Below are 23,106 nucleotides of genomic sequence, written 5' to 3' on the forward strand. Positions count from 1 at the left end.
AACCGCGTTATGAATATTGTCATGCCGCAAATGCCCACCGTCCTTGTCAATGTGGCGAACCCACCGACGGACTCGGCGCGCCGTGACAACCAGCTTCGAGAGCTTGTCCCGCAATCTCGGGAGTTGAGCCCCTATAATCGCGAAACCCCACTTGGGGCTGAAAAAGATCAATCCCGTCATATCTCCAATCCGCTGAATTTATCTCAGCAATATGATCTGTCTGACTCCGCGCGCTTCGGTCGTGCGGATATTACCGAGCGGGAGGGCAATGGTCAGCAACAGCAGGGTGGTGAAAAAGAGCAGCAACAGCAACAGCAACAGGCAGAACAACAACGTCAGGCAAAAGTTGAGCAAGCGGAACAGCAAGTAATTGGTGAGCTGCGTGCCCGTGATCTGGAAGTGAAAGCGCATGAACAGGCGCATGCGTTGGTGGGTGGGCAGTATGCTTCCGCGCCCAGCTATTCGATGGAGCGTGGCCCCGATGGTGTCAGTTATGCGGTATCCGGTGAAGTGCAGATCGATACTTCTGAGGTCAAAGGCGATCCTGAAGCGACGCTGCAGAAGTTGGAAACCGTTGTCGCTGCCGCATTGGCGCCCGCCGAGCCTTCATCACAAGATCGTCAGGTGGCAGCCGAGGCCAGTGCAAAAATTGCCCAGTTACGCAATGACATTGCCCAGCAAACAATTAATGAATTTGAAAACAGCCTGCGTGGCAATGAAAGCGAGGATGACAATGGTTACGCTGAGCCGCTGTCGACAATCGGTGTACGTTTTTTCCGTCAGCCTTCGGGGGATGAAGTGGATGCTCAGCAACTGACCGATTTTTCTCCAGGTGGCCCCCGCAGTTTGGAGATATCACAAGAGATCCGTGAACGTGGCAGTCGTATTCAAGATTTCTATCAACGGCAAGTGAATGCGTTAGATCGCTCAGGCATATTGGCCACCGCTTAGCCGAGGATATTGATTAAAAAAGCCCGCTCAATGAGCGGGCTTTTTGTTTTTACAGGTTTGCCGTGTGCTAACTAACGGCGTTTTGCCTTGGCAAATGCATCGGCAAAAGCACTGTTGACGTTAGCGTTTGGCTGACTTGCCGTACCTTGCTTAGTACTGCGGGGCTTGGTTTGCTGGCTACTTTGACGTCGAGCCGCTTGCGGTTTGCCTTTGTTGTCATTGCTTTGAGTTATCTCGGCATCCATGCGCATCGATAGGCTTATCCGTTTCCGTGGGGCGTCTACTTCAAGCACTTTCACTTTCACCACTTGGCCAGCTTTGACCACGTCACGGGGATCAGAGATAAACTTATCTGCCAGATGAGAGATATGCACCAGACCATCTTGATGCACGCCTATATCGACAAATGCACCAAAATTCGCAACGTTGGTGACGACTCCCTCCAGCGTCATGCCCGGTTTGAGATCCGCCAGGGTTTCAACCCCTTCTTGGAAAGCCGCGGTTGTAAAGGCTGGACGGGGATCGCGTCCCGGTTTTTCCAGCTCTTTAAGAATATCTTTCACTGTTGGTAGGCCAAAGCCTTCGTCAGCAAATAGCACAGGATCCAACTGACGTAGTTTACCCGTGTCTCCCATGACCGAAGTGATGGGGGCATTCACACGTTTGAGGATCTTTTCTACCAAAGGATAGGCTTCTGGGTGCACTGAGGAGGCGTCCAGTGGATTATCACCCCCGTTTATACGCAGGAAGCCAGCACATTGTTCGAACGCTTTCGGCCCCAGTCGAGGTACCTTCAGTAACTGTTTGCGATTGCGTATCTCACCTTCATTGTCGCGATAGGCAACGATATTGGCGGCGAGCGTGCCATTAAGCCCTGACACGCGTGTCAGCAGCGGGGCAGATGCCGTATTGATATCAACGCCGACACCATTGACACAATCTTCCACCACAGCATCTAGCCCTTTGGCTAGTTGGTTTTGGCTGACGTCATGTTGGTATTGGCCTACGCCGATTGATTTGGGCTCAATCTTCACCAATTCAGCCAACGGATCTTGTAACCGGCGGGCGATGGAGACAGCACCGCGCAGTGATACATCCAAGCCGGGAAACTCCCGCGCAGCAAATTCCGAGGCGGAATAAACCGACGCGCCCGCTTCGCTGACCATCACTTTCTGCAGTCTTTGGCCACTACTCATGGCGATTAACTCGCCTGCCAGCTTATCTGTTTCTCTGGATGCGGTGCCGTTACCGACGGCGATCAGCTCAACCCCGTGCTGACTGCACAACTGGCTGAGTGTTTTCAATGAGGCTTGCCACTGATTGCGCGGTGCATGGGGATAGATGGTATCGGTGGCTAGCAATTTTCCTGTACTGTCGACCACAGCCACTTTCACTCCGGTGCGCAGGCCGGGATCTAAGCCTAAAGTGACTTTACGTCCCGCGGGTGCCGCCATCAGCAGGTCTTTCAGGTTATTGGCGAATACTTTAATCGCTTCCTCTTCGGCGGCCTCACGGACGCGGCTGAGTAGCTCGGTTTCCATGTAGAGGGCGATCTTAATTTTCCAGGTCCACTGTACAACCTGCTTCAACCAGCGGTCGGCCGCGCGGTCTTGAAAGCGGATCTCAAACTGGTTGGCTATCAATGATTCGCAGTGGCTGGTGGCGCTTTTCTCTTCTTGGCCTGGATCGGCATCCAGATTTAGCTGCAGTACACCTTCGTTGCGCCCGCGGAACATCGCCAATGCCCGGTGAGATGGTACGTTTTTAAGTAACTCCGTATGATCAAAGTAGTCGGAGAACTTGGCGCCCGCTTGCTCTTGTCCTGTTACAACTTGACTAGTGAGCACGGCGTTATGCCACATATATTCGCGTATGGTTTGCAGCAGGTTGGCATTTTCGGCAAAACGTTCCATCAGGATATAACGGGCACCATCGAGGGCGCCTTTCGTGTCAGCTATGCCTTTGTCGCCATTGATGAATGCCAGTGCTTCCGTTTCCGGCGTCAGTGTCGGATCGGCCAACAGTTTATCCGCTAGCGCTTGCAATCCCGCTTCGATCGCTATCTGCCCTTTCGTGCGGCGTTTCTGCTTATACGGCAGGTACAACTCTTCAAGGCGGGTTTTGGTATCTGCGGCATTGATCTCGCCTGTCAGGCTCGCTGTCAGCTTACCCTGCTCCTCAATGGCTGTGAGAATAGCTGCGCGGCGTTGTTCTAACTCGCGCAGATAGCCTAGCCGTTGCTCCAAGGTTCTCAGCTGGGTGTCATCGAGGCCGCCGGTGGCCTCTTTACGATAACGGGCAATGAAGGGCACAGTGGAGCCCTCATTAAGCAGATCCACCGCCGCGGTGACCTGGATCTCTTTCACCGACAATTCATCGGCAATGGTCCGGTTAATATTGAGCATCTATTGCATTTACCTGTAGTGAGAATAGGCTGTGGTGCTAGCCAGCGGACGCAAACGCTGCACTCACCCGAAGGGCAGCAGGCTAACCTATTTGGCTGAAAATTGCAGGAGGGTTTTAGATTCAAAATGGCAAAATCGAACTACATCACGCGGGAAGGTTACGATGCGCTGGAGCGTGAGTTGCGTTACCTGTGGAAAGAGGAACGCCCCCGAGTAACCCAAGCGGTTTCTGAAGCGGCGGCGTTAGGGGACCGCTCAGAAAACGCCGAGTATATCTATGGCAAAAAGAGGTTGCGGGAGATTGATCGTCGGGTCCGGTTCCTAACCAAGCGGCTAGATGCGCTCAATATTGTCTATCCGTCGCCACAGCAGGCGGGAAAAGTCTATTTTGGTGCCTGGGTGCGGCTTGAGGATGAGGCGGGAGAGGAGCAAGTGTTTCGTTTGGTTGGCCCCGATGAGTTTGATCTGCGAGAACGTAAATTGAGCATCGATGCGCCAATGGCCAGAGCACTGCTGGGTAAGCAGGTAGATGACGAGATCAGCGTCAGTACCCCCTCAGGTGAGCAGACCTACTTTATTGTTGAGATCGCTTATGCCCCTTTGAGTTAGCGCTATGCTACTGTTCAGTATAGGGTTAATAGTTTGTAACAATGTAAGTTTTGTCTACAAAACTAACTGGATGACACTATCATCCTAGAAGTAAAACAAGAATGCATTTTATACCGTTTACTGCGGTTCGACAGGAGGTGCTCGTTCATGATCCAGGAAACCACAAAGATCTTGGTGGTCGATGATGATATGCGTTTGCGTGCATTGCTGGAACGCTATTTAGTCGAGCAGGGCTATCAGGTGCGCTCTGCCGCTAATGCCGAGCAGATGGATCGTTATCTGGAGCGGGAAAATTTCCATTTATTGGTGTTAGATTTGATGCTGCCAGGCGAGGATGGCTTGTCCATTTGTCGCCGCTTGCGGCAAAAGGGCACCGAACTGCCTATTGTGATGCTGACCGCGAAAGGCGATGAAGTGGATCGGATCATCGGGCTGGAGATGGGGGCGGATGATTACCTGCCGAAACCGTTTAACCCCCGTGAGTTGTTGGCACGAATTAAGGCCGTCTTGCGTCGGCAAGTACGCGAAGCGCCCGGTGCACCGTCGTTAACTGAAAATGTGGTGAGCTTCGGTGAATTCAGCCTAAATTTAGCGACGCGAGAGATGAAGCAGGGCGAAGAGTTAATGCCTCTAACCAGTGGCGAATTTGCCGTGTTGAAAGCCTTGGTGACTAATCCTAGAGAGCCGATGTCTAGGGATAAGCTGATGAATCAAGCCCGTGGCCGAGATTACAGTGCCATGGAGCGCTCTATTGATGTTCAGGTATCCAGGCTCCGTCGTATGCTGGAGGAAGACCCGTCGAGTCCACGTTATATCCAGACCGTCTGGGGTTTGGGGTATGTGTTTGTCCCTGATGGCCAACAGCGCTAAGTCCGCTTAATGAAGATTCTTCCCCGTAGTGCCTTCGGGCAGACTGTGTTGTTGATCGGTAGCTTGCTGCTGATCAATCAGCTGGTGTCATATGTCACTGTGGCGCTCTATGTCATCAAACCGAACTATCAGCAGTTGATGCATTTGCTGGGTAACCAGGTGAAAGTCGTTTTTCTGGATGAACCTATTGGCGGCCGAGAGCGCCTGTGGGTACCTCGCGAACTCAGTGAGCGTTTTCACCAAGCCACAGGTATTGAGGCATACACTGAGCCAGCAGCAATGACGAATGGTTTGGAAAATGCTTCCTACTACGCCTTTTTGTCACAACAAATGACTGAAGAGCTGGGGGGTGAAGCTGAAGTTTGGATCGAGCAGAACGAAAACTACCGTGTCTGGGTTAAACCGCCGCAGGCACCAAATTTGTGGTTAAGGATCCCGATGAGCGGGCTGGAAGAGACCGCTTTCAGTCCTTTAACCCTTTATCTGGTGGTGATTGGCGTGCTCAGTGTGGTTGGTGGGTGGCTGTTTGCGCGGCAATTGAATAGTCCGCTGAAATCGCTGGAGAAAGCGGCCGCCGCAGTCGGTCGTGGTGAGCATCCTGAGCCGTTGGCTGAACGTGGTGCGTCAGATGTGGTTCAGGTGACTCGTGCATTCAATCAGATGACCCAAGGGGTGCAGCGTCTGGAGCAGGACAGAGCGCTATTAATGGCGGGCGTGTCTCATGACTTGCGCACACCATTGACCCGTATTCGGTTGGCAACAGAGATGATGTCCCAAGAGGAGGACTATCTGAAAGATGGCATCGTCACGGATATTGAAGATATGAATGCCATCATCGACCAGTTTATCGATTATGTACGTCACGACCGTGATGAAACGCTATCGCCAGTGGATCTTAATCATTTGATTAATGATGTCTGTCGTGCGGAGCAAAACAAACTGGAAGAGATTAACTTTCGTCCAGGAGAGATCCCTCCTGTACCCGTCAGGGAAACCAGCTTTAAGCGCGTATTCACTAATTTATTGGACAATGTACACAAATATGGTGGTGGCCGCGTTGAGCTGTCTACCTCGTTTAACCCAAAAGATCAGCTTGTTATGGTGCAGGTTCGAGATTTTGGTCAGGGGATCCCGGAACCATCGATCGAAAAAATGTTCGAACCTTTTACCCAGGGGGATGAGGCGCGAGGCGGTGAGGGCAGTGGCCTTGGCCTAGCGATTATTAAGCGGATCATTGATATGCACGGTGGCAATGTCAGCTTGTCCAATCATCCCAATGGGGGCTTGAACATAGAGATCGCACTATTGGTGACGCACTGATATCTGAGCGCCGCTACTGCAACCGGGAGAGAGGAATGCTAGCTAAGGTAAAACAGTTTTTTAATCAGGTTCAGGGCAATGAAATGCAGCAAACCCAGCTAGACAACAAGTTGGCTGCCACGGCTCTGCTGATCGAAGTCTCCCGTGCTGATGATGATCGCAGCCATGCCGAACAAGAAGCGATATTTCAGCTGTTAAAAAAGCATTTTGAACTGTCTGATGATGAAGTGCGTGAGCTGATCACGACTGCCAATCAAACTTCGGATGATGCCACTTCTTTATATCAGTTCACCTCCACGATAAAGAAAAATGCCAGTCGTGAGCAGCGAGTGAAGTTAATTCATGCATTATGGGTAGTGGCCTATGCTGACGGTGAGGTCGATCCGCAGGAGGAGGCAACCATACGCAAAGTTGCCGATCTGCTTTATGTCAGTCATAGCGATTATATTCAGGCAAAATTGCAGGCCGAATAGCCTCAGCTCGTGCCTCACCCCTAGCTATTTCAGTAGAGCTAGTTTCTGTTTTCTGGTTAACTTTTTAAGCTGCACTTCCCGTTGGCTGGCCGCCGCTCGATCGACCTGGGTTTCTTGGTAAACCAGAGACACTGGTCGCCGTGGACGGGTGTAGCGAGCCCCTTTTTTATTGCAGTGATTATGCTCATGGACGCGTCGTTGCAGATCGGTGGTTATCCCTGTGTATAGCGAATCATCAGCGCATCGCAGCAGATAGACAAACCAAGTGGGCGTAGCTTCATTTTCAGACATGGGACTTATTGTGGTGAATTGTTGCGACAAGGTAAAGCCGCCTCATTATGCAAAAAGCCACCCGAAGGTGGCTTATCATGCATGGTGAACCCTGCTAGTTAGTCCAGCTTAGGACCAGCCTCGACGAGGCGTTTACCTTCGTCATTATCAGTAAACTTGGTAAAGTTCTTAATGAACAGCTCACCAAGATGCTGTGCCTTGCGTTCCCACTCCACAGGATCTGAATAAGTGTCCCGTGGATCAAGAATGCTGCTGTCTACCTCAGGTAAAGCGGTTGGCACTTGCAGATCAAAGATCGGCAGTTGCTTGGTTTCCGCACTCTCAATGGAGCCGTCCAGAATGGCATCAATGATGGCGCGGGTATCTTTAATTGATATCCGCTTACCTGTGCCGTTCCAACCAGTGTTTACTAGGTAAGCTGACGCGCCCGCTGCTTCCATCCGCTTCACTAACTCTTCACCGTATTTGGTTGGGTGTAGAGTTAGGAATGCGGCACCAAAACAAGCAGAGAAGGTGGGTGTCGGCTCAGTGATACCACGCTCTGTACCGGCCAACTTGGCGGTAAAGCCAGACAAGAAGTGATATTTAGTCTGTTCCGGCGTCAGCTTCGCTACCGGCGGTAGCACCCCGAATGCATCGGCGGTCAAAAAGATCACTTTTTGGGCGTGACCAGCTTTGTTTTCTACCGTGATGTTTTCAATATGGTTGAGTGGGTAGGAAACGCGGGTATTTTCTGTGGTGGAGCCATCATCAAAGTCGATCTTGCCATTGGCATCCACGGTGACGTTCTCTAACAGCGCATCACGCTTGATGGCGTTGTAGATATCAGGCTCATTCTCTTTGCACAAGCGAATGGTCTTAGCGTAGCAGCCGCCTTCGAAATTGAAGACGCCATCATCATCCCAGCCATGCTCGTCATCACCGATCAATGCCCGTTTAGGGTCGGCAGACAAGGTGGTTTTACCGGTGCCAGACAGGCCAAAGAACACCGCGACGTCATCCTCTTTACCAACGTTGGCGGAGCAGTGCATCGATGCCATGCCATTTAGCGGCAGGTAGTAGTTCATTAGTGCGAACATGCCTTTCTTCATCTCGCCGCCATACCAGGTACCACCGATCAGTTGTAACTTTTCGGTCAGGTTGAAGGCAACGAAGTTTTCTGAATTAAGGCCGTGTTTTTCCCAGTTTGGATTGGTGGTTTTTGCACCATTGAGAACCACAAAGTCTGGTTCGAACCCCACCAGCTCTTCGGGCTCAGGGCGAATGAACATGTTCTTCACAAAGTGCGCTTGCCATGCCACTTCAGTGATAATGCGGACTTTCATGCGAGTGCTTTCATTGGCACCACAGAACGCATCAATAACAAATAGACGTTTGCCTGATAGCTCGTCCATCACCAAATCTTTCAGATCATCCCAAACCGCTTTATCAATTGGCTTGTTATCATTTTTTGCTTTGTCGGATGTCCACCAAATGGTGTCGCGGGTGACATCGTCCTTAACGATAAATTTATCTTTGGGTGAGCGGCCGGTGAATATGCCGGTATTGACGCTGACAGCGTCCAGTTCAGTGAGTACGCCGCGTTCAAATCCCTCTAGATTTGGGTTGGTTTCTTCGGCGAAAAGTTCTTCATAGGAAGGGTTGTAGACGATCTCCTGTACCTCGGTAATACCGTACTTCGACAGGTCAAGCTGTTTTGCTAGCGCCTTATTGGTTGCAATATCCATAGGGGCGTCTCCTGTAGGGTCAGATTTTTATGTTTTAGTGCTTTTGTACAGAGTTTTAGTCTGAGCTTTGTTTTAGAGTTTTTGCTCAGTTTTTATACTTTAACAAGAATTCTAGACCTACCGGCAGTTTTAATTACGATTTAAATCAAAAAAATTGCCGCAAGTGGCTGCGGCAGCTGTCAACTTTTCATTAATGTGCGCTCTGATCCCCTAAAGGAGCGCTATTGGAGAACAGAGCTTCAATATCGATGGCATCGAAATTTTGCTGTTCTCGACAATACTCGCAGGTGATCTCAACCATGCCCAGTTCTTCTATCAAACTGTCTAACTCGGCTTTGGGCATGCTTCTTAGGGCTGCCGCGGTGCGTTCACGACTACAACCGCAATGGAATTGAACTGGCTGTGGTTCAAATAGCCGGACCTCTTCTTGATGATAGAGGCGATGTAAAATCTCATTGGCAGAGAGTGTAAACAGCTCTTGCTGTTTTATTGTCTCAGTCAGTTTCGCCAGATGGTCAAACTCTTCCCGCGCCTGTTCTGCAACCGGCAGGATCTGTAACAACATACCACCGCACTGTTTGCTATCAGCAAACAACTGGATCTGTGTCGCCAGCTGTTCAGATTGCTGGAAATAGCTTTCTATGGTGTTGGCCAACGACGTTTCATCGAGTCCGACAACGCCTTGGTAGCGCTCTCCTTGCTCTGGCGCAATGGTGATCACCATATGGCCTTTGCCAACTAGCTCCTGCAAAGTCACGCCTTCAGGTGTGCCTTCAAATCGTGCGACGCCGCGCATCCTTTGCTGGTGATTGCCATTGATCACCGCGAGCCTTACCGGGCCATCGCCTTGCAGCTGTACCGTAATCTGACCTTCAAACTTTAGTGTCGCCGTCAGTAGACTGGTGACAGCTAGCAGTTCCCCCAGCAGGGTCGCTATAGCTGGCGGGTAGGCATGGTTCTTAATCATCTGTTGGTAGGCATCTTCAATTTGGACAAGCTCGCCACGAACATTGGCTTGTTCAAAAAGGTAACGATATAAGGCATCAGGTTGTTTTTGTGCGGCGCTGGACATAATGGCTCCCAGATATACGATTATTGGTTTTTCACCCTGAGCAGTTGGCGGCGCTGTTTCTTATCCGGCTTGCGATCAGGGTGGGGCATCTGATCTGCGCTCAGTTTGCGCAGCTCTGCCCGTTGTTTACGAGTATTGATACTCTTTTCTGTTTCTCGATACAGTAATTGTGCTTCAGGTGCACCGCGTCGCCGATCGGACAGTTGTTCGACAATGATCTCTTTCTCATCAATCCCTTGACGGAGTGTGAGCACCGCGCCCACTTCTACCGTACGGGAGGGTTTACAACGTTGACCGTTATAGTGAACTTTACCGCCCTGCACGATGTCACGAGCCAAGGCGCGCGTTTTATAAAAACGTGCCGCCCACAGCCATTTGTCCAAGCGGACACTGTCCGTTTCACACTGTACTTTCTTCATCTATTGTTAACCCTAACAGGCTAAGGGATTGACGGGCTTCACTGTTTACGTGCAGAAGCGCGAAAACTACCATATTTATATGATATAAACCACGGACTGGATGTTGCGCCAAAAACTTGGCGCATTTTTCACCAGTAGATAAGTTTTAGTCGTTAGATCTGGATTGATAAAAGCAATTACAAGGGCTTGGGATGGATTTCGTTGCTCAATTTGAGCGTTATTGGCAGAAGGTTCCCCACCAGCTTGCAGCGTTTTGGCTCTGCTGGCTGTTTGTGGTTTATCTTATTTACCTAACTGCACGTCTGACATGGGCATTATTACCTGTGAGCGCCAATGCCGAGCAGTGGCAGCCTCCGCAAGTGAGCTCTCTTGGTGCCAATGATCCTGGCATCAATCTTTCCAACATCTTGTCGCTGAACCTGTTTGGTCAGTATCAAGCGGTTAAGCCGCAGGTGCAGCAACAAGTTACCAAGGCACCAGAGACCAAGCTCAATTTGACTTTGACCGGTGTGGTTGCCAGTACGGATGTAAAATTCAGTGCGGCGATTATCGAAAATGGTGGCAAGCAAGCGACCTATTTTATTGGCGATAAGATTGATAAAACCAGTGCCACGTTGCGCGAGATCCACCCTGACAGGGTGATCCTGCGTAACCGGGGGAGTCATGAGACCTTGATGTTAGCCGGTATTGATTACAGTGGTACTGAGCGAGCAGCGAAGAAGCCGCCGAAGGCCACACCGCGCCAGCAAGTGGATCAACGTCGCAATCGGCGCTTAACCGAAAGCCTGCGGAAAACTAAAGACGCAGCTAAAAGTAATGAAGATCTGATAGGTAAGTTAACCGACTATATTCGCGTGTCGCCGGTCAAAGAGGAAGGCGCGCTGAAGGGCTTTCGGGTTAACCCTGGTAAAGATCACGAAATGTTTCAAAGCATGGGCTTACAGCCGAATGACCTGGCTGTTGGTATCAATGGACTTGACCTGACCGATATGGGGCAGGCGATGAGTGTAATGGATGAGTTACCGGAAATGGACGAGATATCATTAACGATTGAGCGTGATGGTCAACAGTATGAGATTTTATTTTCGCTTCCGGGTGAACAGTAATGATGAGGGACGTTAAGGTGCAGTTATCTAAGAACCTCCGTTTAAGCTACAAGCTAATACGAGGCGTGTTTGCAGCCATTGTTATCACCTTTGTGGCCCAGGCTTCTGCTGCGGAGTATTCCGCCAGCTTTAAGGGCACGGATATTGAGGAATTTATCAATATTGTTGGTAAAAACCTCAATAAGACCATCATTATTGATCCCGGTGTACGCGGAAAGGTGAATGTTCGCAGTTATGATCTGTTAACTGAGCCGCAGTATTACCAGTTTTTCCTTAATGTACTCGAAGTGTATGGCTACGCCGTGGTGGAGATGGATAACGGCATAGTGAAGGTGATCAAAAACAAAGACGCTAAAACGGCGGCAATTCCTGTGGTCGGGGATCGCAATCCAGGTAAAGGCGACGAATTCGTTACCCGCGTTGTGCAGGTGAAAAACGTATCAGTAAGGGAATTAGCCCCGCTGTTACGTCAGCTAAATGATAACGCTGGCGGCGGTAACGTGGTGCACTACGACCCATCCAATGTGATCATGCTGACAGGCCGTGCCGCGGTTGTGAATCGCTTGGTTGAAATCATTCGACTGGTGGATAAAGCCGGTGACCAGGAAGTTGAAATTGTTAAGTTGAGTTTTGCTTCTGCCGCAGAGATGGTGCGGATCACCGATAACCTGCTGCGAACAACTGGCGGTAAAGAAACGACACCAGGGTTTTTAAAGCCGAAAGTGGTGGCTGATGAACGAACTAACAGTGTACTGGTGTCAGGTGAGCCCAAAGCCCGTGAGCGTATTGTCGCTCTGATCCGTCGTTTGGATAATGAGTTGGAAACCGACGGTAACACCAAGGTGTTTTACCTCAAATACGCTCAATCTCCAGATATGGTTGCTTTGCTTAAAGGGGTTAGTGACACCATTGCGCAAGAGGCCTCTGGTGGTGGTAAAGCGAAGAAGACCTCCCAGCGAAATATCTCTATTGAAGCCCATGAAGACAGCAATGCCTTGGTTATCACCGCGCAGCCAGACATGATGCGTACCTTGGAAGGGGTGATCCGTTCGTTGGATATTCGCCGTGCCCAGGTGTTAGTGGAAGCGATTATTGTTGAAGTTCAGGATGGCGATGGTATTAACCTCGGCGTGCAATGGTTCTCCGAAGATGTCGGCTTAATGCAGTGGAATAACGGTTCGCAAGCACCGGTATCTTCCCTTTGGGCTGGTCAACGTGAGTATCAGAGCGGCCAGGATGGCACCACGACGACAGTGATTGCGCCTGATGGCACACAAACAACTACTACGACACCCGGTGATGACGGTGATGTTAGTCTGCTAGCGCAGGTGTTAGGCAATATCAACGGCATCATGGTGGGTTCGATTAACGACGACTGGGCGGCAGTGGTGCAGGCGGTGAGTAGTACCACCAACTCCAACATTCTTGCTACCCCTTCTATTACCACCCTGGATAACCAAGAAGCCTATTTCATTGTTGGTCAGGATGTACCGGTATTGACCGGTTCCACGGCCTCTTCTAACAATGCCAACCCGTTCCAGACCATTGAACGTCAGGAAGTGGGTGTGAAGTTGAAAGTGACGCCGCAGATTAACGAAGGCAACGCAGTTCAGTTAGTGATCGAGCAGGAAGTCTCGAGTATCTCAGGTACCACGGAAGTGGATATCACCATTAACAAGCGTGAACTGAAAACCACTGTGATGGCTGATGATGGCGGTACTATTGTGCTCGGCGGTTTGATCGATGAAGACGCGCAAGAGAGCGTCTCGAAAGTGCCACTGTTGGGTGATATTCCTTGGATTGGTGAGCTGTTCCGCAGCACCAGTACAACTAAGCGTAAGCGTAACCTGTTGGTGTTTATTCGTCCCACCATTGTCCGCGACGATATGACGATGAATGAGATCAGTAATCGCAAGTACAACTTCATCCGTGCGCAGCAGTTGCGTAAGTACGACGAAGGCTTACGTCATCTCGATGCCAATACGCCATTACTGCCGGAATGGAAGTCCGCCGATCTGCCACCGCCAAGCTTTGAAGACTACATGCGCGAACGTATGGAGCAGGAAGCGGAGCTACGTCGCTTAGAAGAGCAGGATTAAGCATGGCTGAACTAAATCAAACACAAGAGTCAGAGGCGCTTCAGCCAGCGCCATCCTTGGATGAGTTGGCGGCAGATCCTGAACTGGGTGAAGAGCTATCTGAGCAGGAGCTATCCGGCTTAGTGTTGCCATTTGCCTATGCCAAACGTAATCAGGTGGTCTTAGAGCAGCAACACGACGGCTGGCAGGCACATTTTGCTGGCGTGCTACCGATTGATGTCTTGGCCGAAGTGCGGCGATTTGCTGCCGCGCCAGTGCGTTTCACTCAGCTTGAAGAAGCTGACTTCGAACAGATGTTAACCGCGGTTTATCAGCGTGACTCCAGTGCTGCACAGCAGCTGATGGAAGATATCGGTAGTGAAATGGATCTGTTTTCACTAGCGGATGAGCTGCCGGAAACAGAGGATCTACTTGAGGGCGAAGATGACGCCCCGATCATCAAGCTGATCAACGCCATGCTGTCGGAAGCGATTAAAGAGGGCGCATCGGATATCCATATCGAGACCTTTGAAACCTCGCTGATTATTCGTTTCCGGATTGACGGCGTGTTGAAAGAGGTACTGCGGCCGAACCGTAAATTGGCCAATATTCTGGTTTCCCGCGTGAAGGTTATGTCAAAGCTTGATATTGCCGAGAAACGTGTGCCGCAAGATGGTCGAATTTCACTACGTATTGGTGGTCGTGCTGTTGATGTGCGGGTATCAACCATGCCGTCAAGTCATGGTGAACGCGTGGTGTTGCGATTACTGGATAAGAACGCCGCGCAGTTGGACTTGGAACAGTTGGGAATGACCGAGCGTAATCGCTCCATTTTCCAAGAACTTATCCATCGTCCTCACGGTATTATTCTGGTCACCGGTCCTACTGGCTCAGGTAAAAGTACAACTTTGTATGCCGGTCTCAGTCGCATTAACAGTAAAGACCGTAATATTTTAACGGTAGAAGATCCGGTGGAATTCGATCTGGATGGCATTGGCCAAACTCAGGTCAATCCGAAAGTTGATATGACTTTTGCCCGCGGATTAAGGGCTATCTTACGTCAGGATCCTGATGTGGTGATGATTGGTGAGATCCGTGATTTGGAAACCGCCCAGATCGCCGTACAAGCGAGTTTGACCGGTCACTTGGTTCTCTCCACCTTGCACACGAATACTGCTGCTGGCGCCGTGACCCGTATGGCGGACATGGGCGTGGTTCCGTTCCTATTGAGCTCCAGTTTGTTGGCTGTATTAGCACAGCGCTTAGTGCGTACTTTGTGTAAAGAGTGTAAGCAGCCGCAACAAGCCACCGAAGCTGAACTCGAGTTGATGGGCTTACCGCCTACCACTGAGCAGGTCATCTACCATCCGGCCGGGTGTCCTGCGTGCAACAATAATGGCTATCGTGGTCGAACCGGGATACACGAGTTGCTGGTGGTTGATGAGCAAGTGCGCGAGTTAATCCACAATGACGCCGGTGAACAACATATTGAAAAGTATGTACGCGAGTCTACTCCCAGTATTCGCCAGGACGGGATTGATAAAGTGCTGCTTGGCCAAACATCGTTAGAAGAGATTCTGCGTGTGACACGCGAGGAATAATCGGTGGCAGTATTTGAATTTAAAGCGATCGATAAAGCCGGGCGCCAGAAAAAGGGCGTCATGGAGGGAGACAGCGCCCGCCAAGTTCGGCAGATGCTCCGTGACAAGGGACTGATCCCCACCGAATTGGTACACGCAAAGGCCGCCGAAGAGAAACAGAAAAAAGGCGGCTTTGGCTTTAAACGGGGTATTTCTGCGCCGGAGCTGGCGTTGATTACGCGACAAATGGCGACCTTGGTTGCCTCTTCGATGCCCTTGGAAGAGTCACTCAAAGCGGTGGCTGAGCAGTGCGAAAAAGATCGCCTCTCCACCATGATGATGGCTGTCCGCGGTAAAGTACTGGAAGGGCATACCTTAGCGGAAAGCCTGCAAGAATTTCCCCATGTGTTCGATGATCTGTTTTGTGCCACCGTTGCCGCTGGCGAAAAATCCGGCCATCTGGATACGGTACTTAATCGTTTGGCTGATCATACCGAGCAGCGGCAAGCCACCAACTCAAAGCTTATCCAGGCGCTGGTTTATCCGATTGTACTGACGGTGATCGCCACCGGCGTGATCACCCTGTTATTGGCTGTCGTTGTGCCAAAAATTGTCGCGCAGTTTGAGCATATGGGACAAGGGCTGCCAACCACTACCAAGATCCTTATTGGGGCCAGTGACTTTGTACTTAACTACGGCCTTTACATCTTCGTCGCCGCTATCCTATTGATGATGGGGGTTCAACGTTTGTTGGCGCAGCCGAAATGGAAGCTTAAGTATCATGGCTGGCAGCTGTTTATGCCGGTGCTGGGTAAGGTGATCAGGGGGATGAATACCGCCCGTTATGCACGTACCTTGGCGATCCTGACAGCGTCGTCGGTGCCGCTGCTGGAAGCGATGCGTATCGCCTCTGATGTATTAACCAATTTACGCATTAAAAATGCGACCCACGATGCTACCGGCCATGTGCGAGAAGGTACTAGCTTGCGGGCGGCATTGACCGATACCAAGCTTTTTCCACCAATGATGTTACATATGATTGCATCGGGCGAGCGTTCCGGTGAGTTGGAGCAGATGCTGACCCGAGCCGCTGACAACCAGGAACGTGAATTTGACTCCCTGATGACCGTTGCCATGGGCTTGCTTGGCCCTCTGGTGCTGGTGGCTATGGCAGGTGTCGTACTGTTTATCGTGGTTGCTATCTTGCAGCCTATTATTAATTTGAACAATCTCGTTGGCTAATGCCAATTTCCACAGAGGACTTTTTCAAGATGAAAACCTTTTCCAAGAATAACGCCGGCTTTACTTTGCTAGAAGTGATGGTGGTGATCGTGATCCTCGGGATCCTTGCGTCTTTGGTGGTACCCAACCTACTGGGTAACAAAGAGAAGGCGGACCAGCAGAAAGTAGTCAGTGATATCACTGCGCTGGAGCAAACACTGGATATGTACAAGTTGGATAACGCTGTTTATCCAACCACTGAGCAGGGCTTGGAAGCGTTGGTGGAGAAACCGTCCAGTGCACCTGAGCCGCGTAAATACCGCGAAGATGGCTATATCAAGCGTTTGCCTAAAGATCCTTGGGGTAATGAGTATATGTATCAAAGCCCTGGTGAGCGTGGAAAGATCGACCTCTATTCATTGGGTTCTGATGGTGAAGAGGGCGGTGAAGGTACGGCTGCAGATATAGGCAACTGGAACCTGCAGGATCACCAGTAAATTGGCAATAAGAGCTTCAGCTAGCAGACTGGCGGCGCAAGGCTTCACACTGCTTGAAGTGCTGCTGGTGACGGCGTTGATGGCGCTGGTTTCGGTCGGTGTCGTTTTATCGTTGAATCTTGCTGGTCCACAGGAAACGCTGGAGCAGGAAGCTTCACGTTTCAGTGCGCTGGTAGAAATGGCGGCCGAACAAGCGTTGATGCGTGGTGAAGAGTACGGCATGCGTGTTGATGACAAGCAGTATCAATTTTACCGCTTGGATGATGAGCAGAAATGGCAGCCGATTGAGGATGACAAGTTGTTTTCAACCCGAGCCTGGCCAGACATAGTGACGGCGGAATTGACCTTGGATGACCTGCCTTGGGAGCAGGAAAATAAGCTCACCAAGCAAGGCTCGATGTTTGAAGGGGTGGAGATTGAGCGAGAAGAAGATAAAGACGCCAAGCCGCAAATACTTATCTTCTCGAGCGGCGACTTGACTCCGTTCAGTTTGTTATTGTCATTACAGGATGTCAGTGACGACGAAATCGCTTTTTTTCGCGTCAATGGTCATGACACCGGCAATGTCGAACTATTGGGGCCTTTGGATAGACCGTGATTAACAGCCGAGGCATGACATTGCTGGAAGTTTTGGTGGCGCTGGCTATTTTTGCCAGCGCAGCCATCAGCTTGGCGCAAGCCACCACCGGGCATATCAATAGCCTGTTTTATTTAGAACAAAGCTCTATGGCGACCTGGGTAGCGAGCAACCGCATGACAGAGATCGCCTTGGAGAAAGAGTGGCCAAAATTGTCGGTTACTCGCGGTACCATGGAGATGGCCGGTCATACCTGGCATTGGACACAGCAAGGACTGGAAACCCCCGATAAAGAGTTGCGCGGTGTGCGTGTCGAGGTGTTTTATGAGGAGAAGGATAAGTCGCCTCTGGCCAGTGTGGTGACCTATCGGAGTAAATCCTGATGTTGCGGGTGAAAGGGTTTACCTTACTGGAAATGTTGGTAGCTATCTCGGTATTTACCGTGGTGGGTGTCGCTTCCTATACCACGTTGAATAACATCCAGCGCAGCGAGGAGATCTCGCGGGAACGCTCGGCGCAGTTGAAGAAGATGCAGCGGGTGATGACCATTCTAGAGCGGGACCTTATGCAGACCACACGTCGTCAAGTACGTGTTGATGAACGTGAACCGAGCAAGGGGTTCATGTGGGTGGCTGAGTTTTTGCTGGAGAGTGAGTTCGATGGCATGGTACTGAGCCGACAGGGCTGGCGTAACCCAAACGCCATGTTGCAGCGCAGTACGGTGCAGTCGATTGCGTATCGGGTACAGGAAAATAAGTTACAACGTTTGTATTTCATCTACCCGGATGCAGTCAGTGGCACTGAACCGAAAGAGTCGACCCTTATGGAAGGGGTCAACGGATTTAAAGTCAGTGTTTACGAGGAAGATACCTGGCAGCGGCCTTGGGAAAGTGAAAATATTCCTCATGCTGTTGCCGTTGAGCTAGATATTGAAGGGCTTGGCCTAATTACGCGGAAGTTTTTACTGCCCGGCGATGGTAAGTCCCATCGGCCAACCGCAGGCCCCGATGGCGGTAGCGGCAACAGTGGCCAAGATGACATAGGCGACAGTGACAGTGGTGGCATTCCAGATGAGAAGTAACCACTCACCTCGGCGTCAGCGTGGTGTCGCTATTATTACCGTGATGTTGGTAGTGGCTTTGGCGGTGATCATTGCAGCTAATATGACCCAGCGCTTGAGCCTGCAAATGCGCCGTGCCGAAAACCTAATACACGGTAATCAAGGGCTTTGGTATGCCATTGGCGCTGAACAATTTGCGATGAAGATCCTGACCCAGGGCTTTAAGGATGATAAGGATGTCGTGCACTTGGGCCAAAACTGGGCGCAGGAGGGCAATGAGTTTCCGGTTGAAGGCGGCTCACTGGGCGGGCAAATCATCGATCAGCAGGCATGTTTTAACTTAAACAGCGTCGCTGGTCCAACGCCGGAGAAAGAACTCAAGACCCGGCCGCCCCATAGCCGTATGTTTCAGGAGTTGTTAGAAGGTGTTGGGGTGGATGCATATGAGGCGGAGCAGATAGCGGAAGCGCTGCGTGACTGGCTCGATGCAGACTCAATCGTTTCCTCCAGTGCCGGTGCTGAAGACAGTGAATACGAATCGATGCCTGTGCCCTATCTGGCGGCAAATAGCTTGATGGCACATGCCAGTGAGCTGCGGACGGTGAGAGGCATAACCGCCGAAATTTATGAAAAGGTACGGCCTTATGTTTGTGCCGTACCGGAAAATCCGCTGTTACGTATAAATGTGAATACGATTAAGGCGGAGCAAGCGTTGCTCCTACAAGCGGCACTAACTCCGCGGCTTACATTAAGTGACGCGCAGGATTTAATTAATAATCGGCCAAAAAACGGCTATGAAACCATTGATGAGTTTTGGCGCCAACCTGAAGTCAGTGGTGCCGGCGATGTCACCGCAGCACAGAAGGAATCGCTAACGGTGAACAGTTTCTATTTTTTATTACAGGCAAAAACGGAAGTGGCAGATGTCACTTTTAGACTGGAATCGCTATTGAAGCGTGAGCAGGACAACAAATTGGTTGTGATCCGCCGCCAATTGGGAGGAACCCAGTGAACGAACAACTCGTGATCCGACTAGGCCACGAACATGACGCGCCAGTGCATTGGCTGGTCTGGTCATACAGCAGTTCAGAAGTGATCGCTTCTGGAACGCTCGCTGGTGTTGAGCAGTTGGAAACACTCCATGAACGTGTGGGGGGGCGCAAGCCCGTGGTATTGGTGCCGAGCAGCGAAGTGGGACTACATAATGTGCCATTGCCGCCAAAAGCGGGGCGTGCAGTTATCAAAGCCTTGCCATTTATGCTTGAAGAACAGCTGACACAAGATGTGGACAGTTTGCACTTTGCCTTAGGTGAGCGAAAAGACAATGTTCAGCAGGTCATGGTTGTCAGCCGTTTAAAGATGGCGCAATGGTTGGATTGGCTGCGAGAAGCCAATTTTGAGCCCCAGCGGCTACTGCCTGATCTACTCGCTTTACCATGGCAAGAGGACGGCTGGACAGCTTTGGATATGGAGCAGCAACTGCTGCTGCGTACCGATGAATTTGCTGGCATCGTTGTTGAACATGACAATGCAGAGCTTTACCTGCAGAGCATGATCGCGGCGCGAGAGGAGAGTGAAGAGCCGCAGCTGTTGAACAGCTATCAGCCATGGATCTTTGCTGATATTGGTGGCTTACAGATTGAGCGTCAGCCAGAAGAGTTGCCGATGCAACTGCTGGCCGAGCATCTGCCAAGCCATAAGTGGAACTTGTTGCAGGGTGACTTTGAAGCTAAGCGAGAAGTGGACACTCGATGGCTACCCTGGCGCAAGGTTGCCATTGTGGTCGGCGTCTGTTTATTACTTAACATGGTGCTAGATGGCCTGCAGCTGTTAAGGCTAAGTAATCAGACCGCATTGGCGAAGGAACAGACCTTGTCGGTGTTTAAGGTGGTGTTTCCTGAGGTGAAAGCTACTTCGGTCAGTAAAGCTCGCTCCATTATGAAGCAGAAGCTTGGCGAGCTCGGTGGCAGTGTGTCCACGGATCTCAGCCTATTTAGCATGCTGTCGCAGTTGGAAAAACCCTTCAGTGACGTCGCTAATATGTCCCTTGCATCGCTGAAGTTTGACAGTCGTAGACGAGAGCTGCGGATCCAGGCGGAAGGCAAAGCGTTCGCCGATTTTGAAAAGTTTAAAGCAGCGGCCCCTGACAGTTTTGACATTGAGATCGGTTCGTTGAATAACCAGGATGGCAAAGTCACTGGGTCGGTGACGATAAGAGGTAAGCAATGAATGCACTAAAGACTTATCTTGATGGGCTTGATGTCAGAGAAAAGCAGTTGCTGGCGATGGCGGCTGTCGCCGTCGTTGTCGCTATCTTCTATTGGGGCTTCTGGTCACCATTGAATAATGCTGTTGCTGATGAGCAACAGGCGCTGAGTTCGGCAGAGAGCCGCTTGGCGGAAATGAAACGTGCAGCGGTTGAGGTTGTTAACCTGCGTGCCAGCACAGGTAAGGGAAATGTTCGTAGCGGCTCGTTATCGTCGATTGTTAACCGAACCGCGAAGGCACAGAAAGTGGTTATTGCGCGCATTCAACCTCAGGGGGAAGATCTCCAGGTGTGGATCGATCGCGTTGCTTTTAATGATTTTTTGCGTTGGCTACAGATATTGAAACAACAGTATGGGATTGACGTCGGCAGCCTTGATTTGACGTCAGAGCAGGAAACCGGCGTGGTTCGGATCCGTCGTTTGCAATTAAGAAGGGGATAATGACGTGATTTGGTTACGCCGAGGCATCATTGCTGGTTGCCTGTATTTGGTTTTCTTAATAGCCACCCTTCCCGCAGCATTGCTGGTTAACTGGCTGCCCTTACCTGATGATGTGGTCCTGCAAGGCGTCAGCGGTACCGTCTGGAAAGGCGATGTGGCTGTGGTTAGAGAGCGTCGTATTGTGTTGGAAAAGGTACGCTGGGATTTATCGCCATGGCCGCTGTTGCTGGGGCAAGTGAAAGCCAACGTACAGTTCGGTGATCGTAACTCAGAGATAAATGGCAGAGTCGATCTCGTTGCCGAAACAAGTGGTATCTCAATTTATAACGGCTACTTGGAAGTGCCGGGCAAATTTGTCGATAGTTTGGCGAATCTACCAGGAGGTAGTCGTTTAGATGGCCGTTTCCGCTACGCGATTGATCGTTTCGAACATGGGCTCCCTTGGTGTGAATCCCTGAAAGGAGATATCTACTGGGAAGAAGCGATGTTCAGTAATCGATTGCTGAAGAACCCTGCACCATTGGGTCTATTTCATGTCACATTGAGTTGTGTTGACGGCCAGGTGGTCGGTGTCATTGATGGTAGCCAGAGCCCGCTAAACTTGACGGGTGAATTGAAGTTGCCTGATCGTGAACGTGCCGTTGGGTCACTGCTGATGCAGCCGGATCGAACTTTGCCAAAAGATCTGCGCGAAGGCCTAGAATTCTTGAGCGACAAAACCCCCGAAGGGTTGAAGATAGAGTTCGACACCAAGTTGGGTCTATAGTCGTTAAAAACTGTGCCCCCTTTATCTGGGGGTTGCCCGGATCGCGCTCAGCAGTTGCCGATAGTCTTTGATATTTTGGTAGTTAGGGATCAGCGCGGGTTGCTTCTGACTGTCGGGGTTGGCTACGGCTAACAGGTGGGCGATGCCGTATTTGCGAGCGGCATTTAGCACACTGACACTGTCATCAACGAATAGTGTAGTGGCGCGGTCAAAACCGATTTTTTTCTGCAATGCTTGCCACATCTTTTGCTCCTCTTTTGCTGCACCAAAACTGTGGCTACTCAGCAGTAGGTCCAGATGTTGGTCCAGTTGCGTTTTCTCGACTTTTAGCGAAAGACTGTCAGGGTGGGCATTAGTTAGCAAGATCACGGCTCTGCCAGTTTCTTTTAGCGCGGCAAGAAAGGGCAGGGTATCGGGGCGTAAGCTGATCCTGTTGGCTACTTCGCGCTTCATCGCCACAATATCCATCTGCAAACGTGCCTGCCAATAGTCGAGGCAGTACCACTGCAGTGAGCCGCGCACTTCATGATATGCGTTCAATAGCGTGTTACTCGCTTCTGCCTGAGAGAGCCCTTTCTCTTCAGCGTAGCGCTTTGGTAGGTGCTCTAGCCAAAAGTGATTATCAAAGTGGAGATCCAGTAATGTGCCATCCATATCGAGTAAAACAGTGTCAATCTCTTTCCAATTCAGCATTTTTCTCTTCCGTAGCCCTGTCTGGTACAAAAAATGTTGGCACGATGGCAGTTCGCCGCTAGTGTAATCCTAGCGTCTAAATCTTGATATGAATATCAGCCCTTAATAATGAGTCGGTAATGAGCCAGGAACCTCCGAAAAGGCAAAAACCCAAGGTACTCGCGCGACGCGTCGTCGCCCAAAGTCGCCTATTCACCATTGAAGCATTGGATCTGGCTTTCTCCAACGGTGCGCGCCGTGAGTATGAAAGGATGCAGGGCAGCGGACGAGGGGCTGTGATGATGATCCCCATATCGGGCGACAACTTAATCCTTGTTCGTGAATATGCTGCCGGAACAGACAGTTATGAGCTAGGCTTTCCCAAAGGTCTGATTGACCCAGGTGAGACGCCGGAACAGGCTGCAGATCGAGAATTGAAAGAAGAGATAGGTTTTGGTTGCCAACAGTTGACCAGGCTCAAGACGTTGACCATGGCCCCCGCTTATTTTGGCAGTCAGATGACTATCTTGTTGGCGCAAGATCTGTATCCAGAGCAGCTACAGGGCGATGAACCTGAGCCGCTGGAACGGGTATATTGGCCGGTCTCGGATATGCTGGGCTTGGTTCAACAGGAAGAGTTTTGTGAAGCTCGCAGTATTGCTGCGGTTTATTTGGCGCACCAATGGCTGCAACAGAAGAGGTAA

The 23,106-nt window shown here is 50.8% G+C and carries 24 protein-coding genes; 18 read left to right on the forward strand and 6 right to left on the reverse strand.

Features of this window, described 5'->3' with window-relative positions; translation table 11 throughout:
- The first annotated feature begins 9 nt into the window (after nucleotides 1-9).
- On the forward strand, nucleotides 10-951 hold the full coding sequence (locus EZV61_RS17995) for a putative metalloprotease CJM1_0395 family protein (RefSeq protein WP_131417382.1): 942 nt from the start codon (nucleotides 10-12) through the stop codon (nucleotides 949-951).
- Between the two features lie 71 nt (nucleotides 952-1,022).
- Here the strand turns inward: EZV61_RS17995 and EZV61_RS18000 are convergent, their stop codons facing one another.
- Entirely contained in the window at nucleotides 1,023-3,356 is a 2,334-nt protein-coding gene (locus EZV61_RS18000; protein ID WP_131417384.1) for a Tex family protein, read from the reverse strand.
- Between the two features lie 126 nt (nucleotides 3,357-3,482).
- Between EZV61_RS18000 and greB the strand changes: the two genes are divergently transcribed.
- The 4 genes from greB to EZV61_RS18020 all read left to right on the forward strand — a co-directional run bounded on the left by greB (nucleotide 3,483) and on the right by EZV61_RS18020 (nucleotide 6,628).
- Nucleotides 3,483-3,965 carry a transcription elongation factor GreB gene (gene greB, locus EZV61_RS18005; RefSeq protein ID WP_114337725.1) on the forward strand — a complete coding sequence of 161 codons (483 nt, stop codon included), beginning with the start codon at nucleotides 3,483-3,485 and terminating at the stop codon, nucleotides 3,963-3,965.
- 147 nt (nucleotides 3,966-4,112) lie between these two features.
- Entirely contained in the window at nucleotides 4,113-4,835 is a 723-nt protein-coding gene (gene ompR / locus EZV61_RS18010; RefSeq protein WP_130566953.1) for an osmolarity response regulator transcription factor OmpR, read from the forward strand.
- A gap of 9 nt (nucleotides 4,836-4,844) precedes the next feature.
- Complete coding sequence (gene envZ / locus EZV61_RS18015) at nucleotides 4,845-6,155, forward strand: two-component system sensor histidine kinase EnvZ (RefSeq protein WP_114337727.1); 1,311 nt, start codon at nucleotides 4,845-4,847, stop codon at nucleotides 6,153-6,155.
- A gap of 35 nt (nucleotides 6,156-6,190) precedes the next feature.
- Entirely contained in the window at nucleotides 6,191-6,628 is a 438-nt protein-coding gene (locus EZV61_RS18020) for a tellurite resistance TerB family protein (protein WP_114337728.1), read from the forward strand.
- A 24-nt stretch (nucleotides 6,629-6,652) separates the two neighbouring features.
- On the opposite strand, the gene EZV61_RS18025 is transcribed toward EZV61_RS18020, so the two are convergent.
- The 4 genes from EZV61_RS18025 to hslR all read right to left on the reverse strand — a co-directional run bounded on the left by EZV61_RS18025 (nucleotide 6,653) and on the right by hslR (nucleotide 10,137).
- Nucleotides 6,653-6,919: a GIY-YIG nuclease family protein gene (locus EZV61_RS18025; RefSeq protein ID WP_131417386.1), complete on the reverse strand. Its 267-nt coding sequence runs from the start codon at nucleotides 6,917-6,919 to the stop codon at nucleotides 6,653-6,655.
- A 98-nt stretch (nucleotides 6,920-7,017) separates the two neighbouring features.
- Nucleotides 7,018-8,646: a phosphoenolpyruvate carboxykinase (ATP) gene (gene pckA, locus EZV61_RS18030; protein WP_130566955.1), complete on the reverse strand. Its 1,629-nt coding sequence runs from the start codon at nucleotides 8,644-8,646 to the stop codon at nucleotides 7,018-7,020.
- Between the two features lie 190 nt (nucleotides 8,647-8,836).
- On the reverse strand, nucleotides 8,837-9,718 hold the full coding sequence (gene hslO / locus EZV61_RS18035; RefSeq protein ID WP_131417388.1) for an Hsp33 family molecular chaperone HslO: 882 nt from the start codon (nucleotides 9,716-9,718) through the stop codon (nucleotides 8,837-8,839).
- Between the two features lie 20 nt (nucleotides 9,719-9,738).
- Complete coding sequence (gene hslR, locus EZV61_RS18040) at nucleotides 9,739-10,137, reverse strand: ribosome-associated heat shock protein Hsp15 (RefSeq protein WP_130566956.1); 399 nt, start codon at nucleotides 10,135-10,137, stop codon at nucleotides 9,739-9,741.
- A gap of 191 nt (nucleotides 10,138-10,328) precedes the next feature.
- On the opposite strand from hslR, the gene gspC reads away from it, so the two are divergent.
- From gspC to EZV61_RS18100, 12 genes are read left to right on the forward strand one after another with little or no spacing between them, the layout of a single operon-like run.
- The gene (gspC, locus tag EZV61_RS18045) at nucleotides 10,329-11,243 is read left to right on the forward strand and encodes a type II secretion system protein GspC (protein ID WP_114337732.1); all 915 of its coding nucleotides are present in this window, start codon (nucleotides 10,329-10,331) and stop codon (nucleotides 11,241-11,243) included.
- Between the two features lie 2 nt (nucleotides 11,244-11,245).
- The gene (gene gspD / locus EZV61_RS18050) at nucleotides 11,246-13,342 is read left to right on the forward strand and encodes a type II secretion system secretin GspD (RefSeq protein WP_131417404.1); all 2,097 of its coding nucleotides are present in this window, start codon (nucleotides 11,246-11,248) and stop codon (nucleotides 13,340-13,342) included.
- Nucleotides 13,343-13,344: 2 nt separating this feature from the next.
- Nucleotides 13,345-14,922 carry a type II secretion system ATPase GspE gene (gene gspE, locus EZV61_RS18055; protein ID WP_131417390.1) on the forward strand — a complete coding sequence of 526 codons (1,578 nt, stop codon included), beginning with the start codon at nucleotides 13,345-13,347 and terminating at the stop codon, nucleotides 14,920-14,922.
- Nucleotides 14,923-14,925: 3 nt separating this feature from the next.
- The gene (gspF, locus tag EZV61_RS18060; RefSeq protein ID WP_114337734.1) at nucleotides 14,926-16,143 is read left to right on the forward strand and encodes a type II secretion system inner membrane protein GspF; all 1,218 of its coding nucleotides are present in this window, start codon (nucleotides 14,926-14,928) and stop codon (nucleotides 16,141-16,143) included.
- A gap of 29 nt (nucleotides 16,144-16,172) precedes the next feature.
- Entirely contained in the window at nucleotides 16,173-16,619 is a 447-nt protein-coding gene (gspG, locus tag EZV61_RS18065) for a type II secretion system major pseudopilin GspG (RefSeq protein WP_114337735.1), read from the forward strand.
- 1 nt (nucleotide 16,620) lies between these two features.
- Nucleotides 16,621-17,217, forward strand: coding sequence for a type II secretion system minor pseudopilin GspH (gene gspH, locus EZV61_RS18070; RefSeq protein ID WP_131417392.1), 597 nt, complete (start codon nucleotides 16,621-16,623; stop codon nucleotides 17,215-17,217).
- Nucleotides 17,214-17,579: a type II secretion system minor pseudopilin GspI gene (gspI, locus tag EZV61_RS18075; protein ID WP_114337737.1), complete on the forward strand. Its 366-nt coding sequence runs from the start codon at nucleotides 17,214-17,216 to the stop codon at nucleotides 17,577-17,579. The genes gspH and gspI overlap by 4 nt, the downstream gene beginning before the upstream one ends.
- Nucleotides 17,579-18,277, forward strand: coding sequence for a type II secretion system minor pseudopilin GspJ (gspJ, locus tag EZV61_RS18080; protein ID WP_114337738.1), 699 nt, complete (start codon nucleotides 17,579-17,581; stop codon nucleotides 18,275-18,277). Before gspI ends, gspJ begins: the two co-directional genes overlap by 1 nt.
- Nucleotides 18,267-19,268: a type II secretion system minor pseudopilin GspK gene (gspK, locus tag EZV61_RS18085; RefSeq protein ID WP_131417394.1), complete on the forward strand. Its 1,002-nt coding sequence runs from the start codon at nucleotides 18,267-18,269 to the stop codon at nucleotides 19,266-19,268. Before gspJ ends, gspK begins: the two co-directional genes overlap by 11 nt.
- Nucleotides 19,265-20,485: a type II secretion system protein GspL gene (gene gspL / locus EZV61_RS18090; RefSeq protein ID WP_165569658.1), complete on the forward strand. Its 1,221-nt coding sequence runs from the start codon at nucleotides 19,265-19,267 to the stop codon at nucleotides 20,483-20,485. The genes gspK and gspL overlap by 4 nt, the downstream gene beginning before the upstream one ends.
- Entirely contained in the window at nucleotides 20,482-20,964 is a 483-nt protein-coding gene (gene gspM, locus EZV61_RS18095; protein WP_130566960.1) for a type II secretion system protein GspM, read from the forward strand. Before gspL ends, gspM begins: the two co-directional genes overlap by 4 nt.
- A 4-nt stretch (nucleotides 20,965-20,968) precedes the next feature.
- Complete coding sequence (locus EZV61_RS18100; RefSeq protein ID WP_114337742.1) at nucleotides 20,969-21,730, forward strand: type II secretion system protein N; 762 nt, start codon at nucleotides 20,969-20,971, stop codon at nucleotides 21,728-21,730.
- Between the two features lie 21 nt (nucleotides 21,731-21,751).
- Here the strand turns inward: EZV61_RS18100 and yrfG are convergent, their stop codons facing one another.
- Nucleotides 21,752-22,423 carry a GMP/IMP nucleotidase gene (yrfG, locus tag EZV61_RS18105; protein ID WP_114337743.1) on the reverse strand — a complete coding sequence of 224 codons (672 nt, stop codon included), beginning with the start codon at nucleotides 22,421-22,423 and terminating at the stop codon, nucleotides 21,752-21,754.
- Nucleotides 22,424-22,542: 119 nt separating this feature from the next.
- On the opposite strand from yrfG, the gene nudE reads away from it, so the two are divergent.
- Nucleotides 22,543-23,106, forward strand: coding sequence for an ADP compounds hydrolase NudE (gene nudE, locus EZV61_RS18110; protein ID WP_114337744.1), 564 nt, complete (start codon nucleotides 22,543-22,545; stop codon nucleotides 23,104-23,106).

This window comes from Corallincola luteus, from assembly GCF_004336975.1.
Taxonomy (GTDB): domain Bacteria; phylum Pseudomonadota; class Gammaproteobacteria; order Enterobacterales; family Neiellaceae; genus Corallincola; species Corallincola holothuriorum.

Coding starts and splice junctions, on each gene's coding strand:
- EZV61_RS17995 (WP_131417382.1), top strand. CDS start 10: ATGAATATTGTCATGCCGCAAATGCCCACCGTCCTTGTCAATGTGGCG.
- EZV61_RS18000 (WP_131417384.1), bottom strand. CDS start 3,356: ATGCTCAATATTAACCGGACCATTGCCGATGAATTGTCGGTGAAAGAG.
- greB (WP_114337725.1), top strand. CDS start 3,483: ATGGCAAAATCGAACTACATCACGCGGGAAGGTTACGATGCGCTGGAG.
- ompR (WP_130566953.1), top strand. CDS start 4,113: ATGATCCAGGAAACCACAAAGATCTTGGTGGTCGATGATGATATGCGT.
- envZ (WP_114337727.1), top strand. CDS start 4,845: ATGAAGATTCTTCCCCGTAGTGCCTTCGGGCAGACTGTGTTGTTGATC.
- EZV61_RS18020 (WP_114337728.1), top strand. CDS start 6,191: ATGCTAGCTAAGGTAAAACAGTTTTTTAATCAGGTTCAGGGCAATGAA.
- EZV61_RS18025 (WP_131417386.1), bottom strand. CDS start 6,919: ATGTCTGAAAATGAAGCTACGCCCACTTGGTTTGTCTATCTGCTGCGA.
- pckA (WP_130566955.1), bottom strand. CDS start 8,646: ATGGATATTGCAACCAATAAGGCGCTAGCAAAACAGCTTGACCTGTCG.
- hslO (WP_131417388.1), bottom strand. CDS start 9,718: ATGTCCAGCGCCGCACAAAAACAACCTGATGCCTTATATCGTTACCTT.
- hslR (WP_130566956.1), bottom strand. CDS start 10,137: ATGAAGAAAGTACAGTGTGAAACGGACAGTGTCCGCTTGGACAAATGG.
- gspC (WP_114337732.1), top strand. CDS start 10,329: ATGGATTTCGTTGCTCAATTTGAGCGTTATTGGCAGAAGGTTCCCCAC.
- gspD (WP_131417404.1), top strand. CDS start 11,246: ATGAGGGACGTTAAGGTGCAGTTATCTAAGAACCTCCGTTTAAGCTAC.
- gspE (WP_131417390.1), top strand. CDS start 13,345: ATGGCTGAACTAAATCAAACACAAGAGTCAGAGGCGCTTCAGCCAGCG.
- gspG (WP_114337735.1), top strand. CDS start 16,173: ATGAAAACCTTTTCCAAGAATAACGCCGGCTTTACTTTGCTAGAAGTG.
- gspJ (WP_114337738.1), top strand. CDS start 17,579: ATGTTGCGGGTGAAAGGGTTTACCTTACTGGAAATGTTGGTAGCTATC.
- gspK (WP_131417394.1), top strand. CDS start 18,267: ATGAGAAGTAACCACTCACCTCGGCGTCAGCGTGGTGTCGCTATTATT.
- gspM (WP_130566960.1), top strand. CDS start 20,482: ATGAATGCACTAAAGACTTATCTTGATGGGCTTGATGTCAGAGAAAAG.
- yrfG (WP_114337743.1), bottom strand. CDS start 22,423: ATGCTGAATTGGAAAGAGATTGACACTGTTTTACTCGATATGGATGGC.
- nudE (WP_114337744.1), top strand. CDS start 22,543: ATGAGCCAGGAACCTCCGAAAAGGCAAAAACCCAAGGTACTCGCGCGA.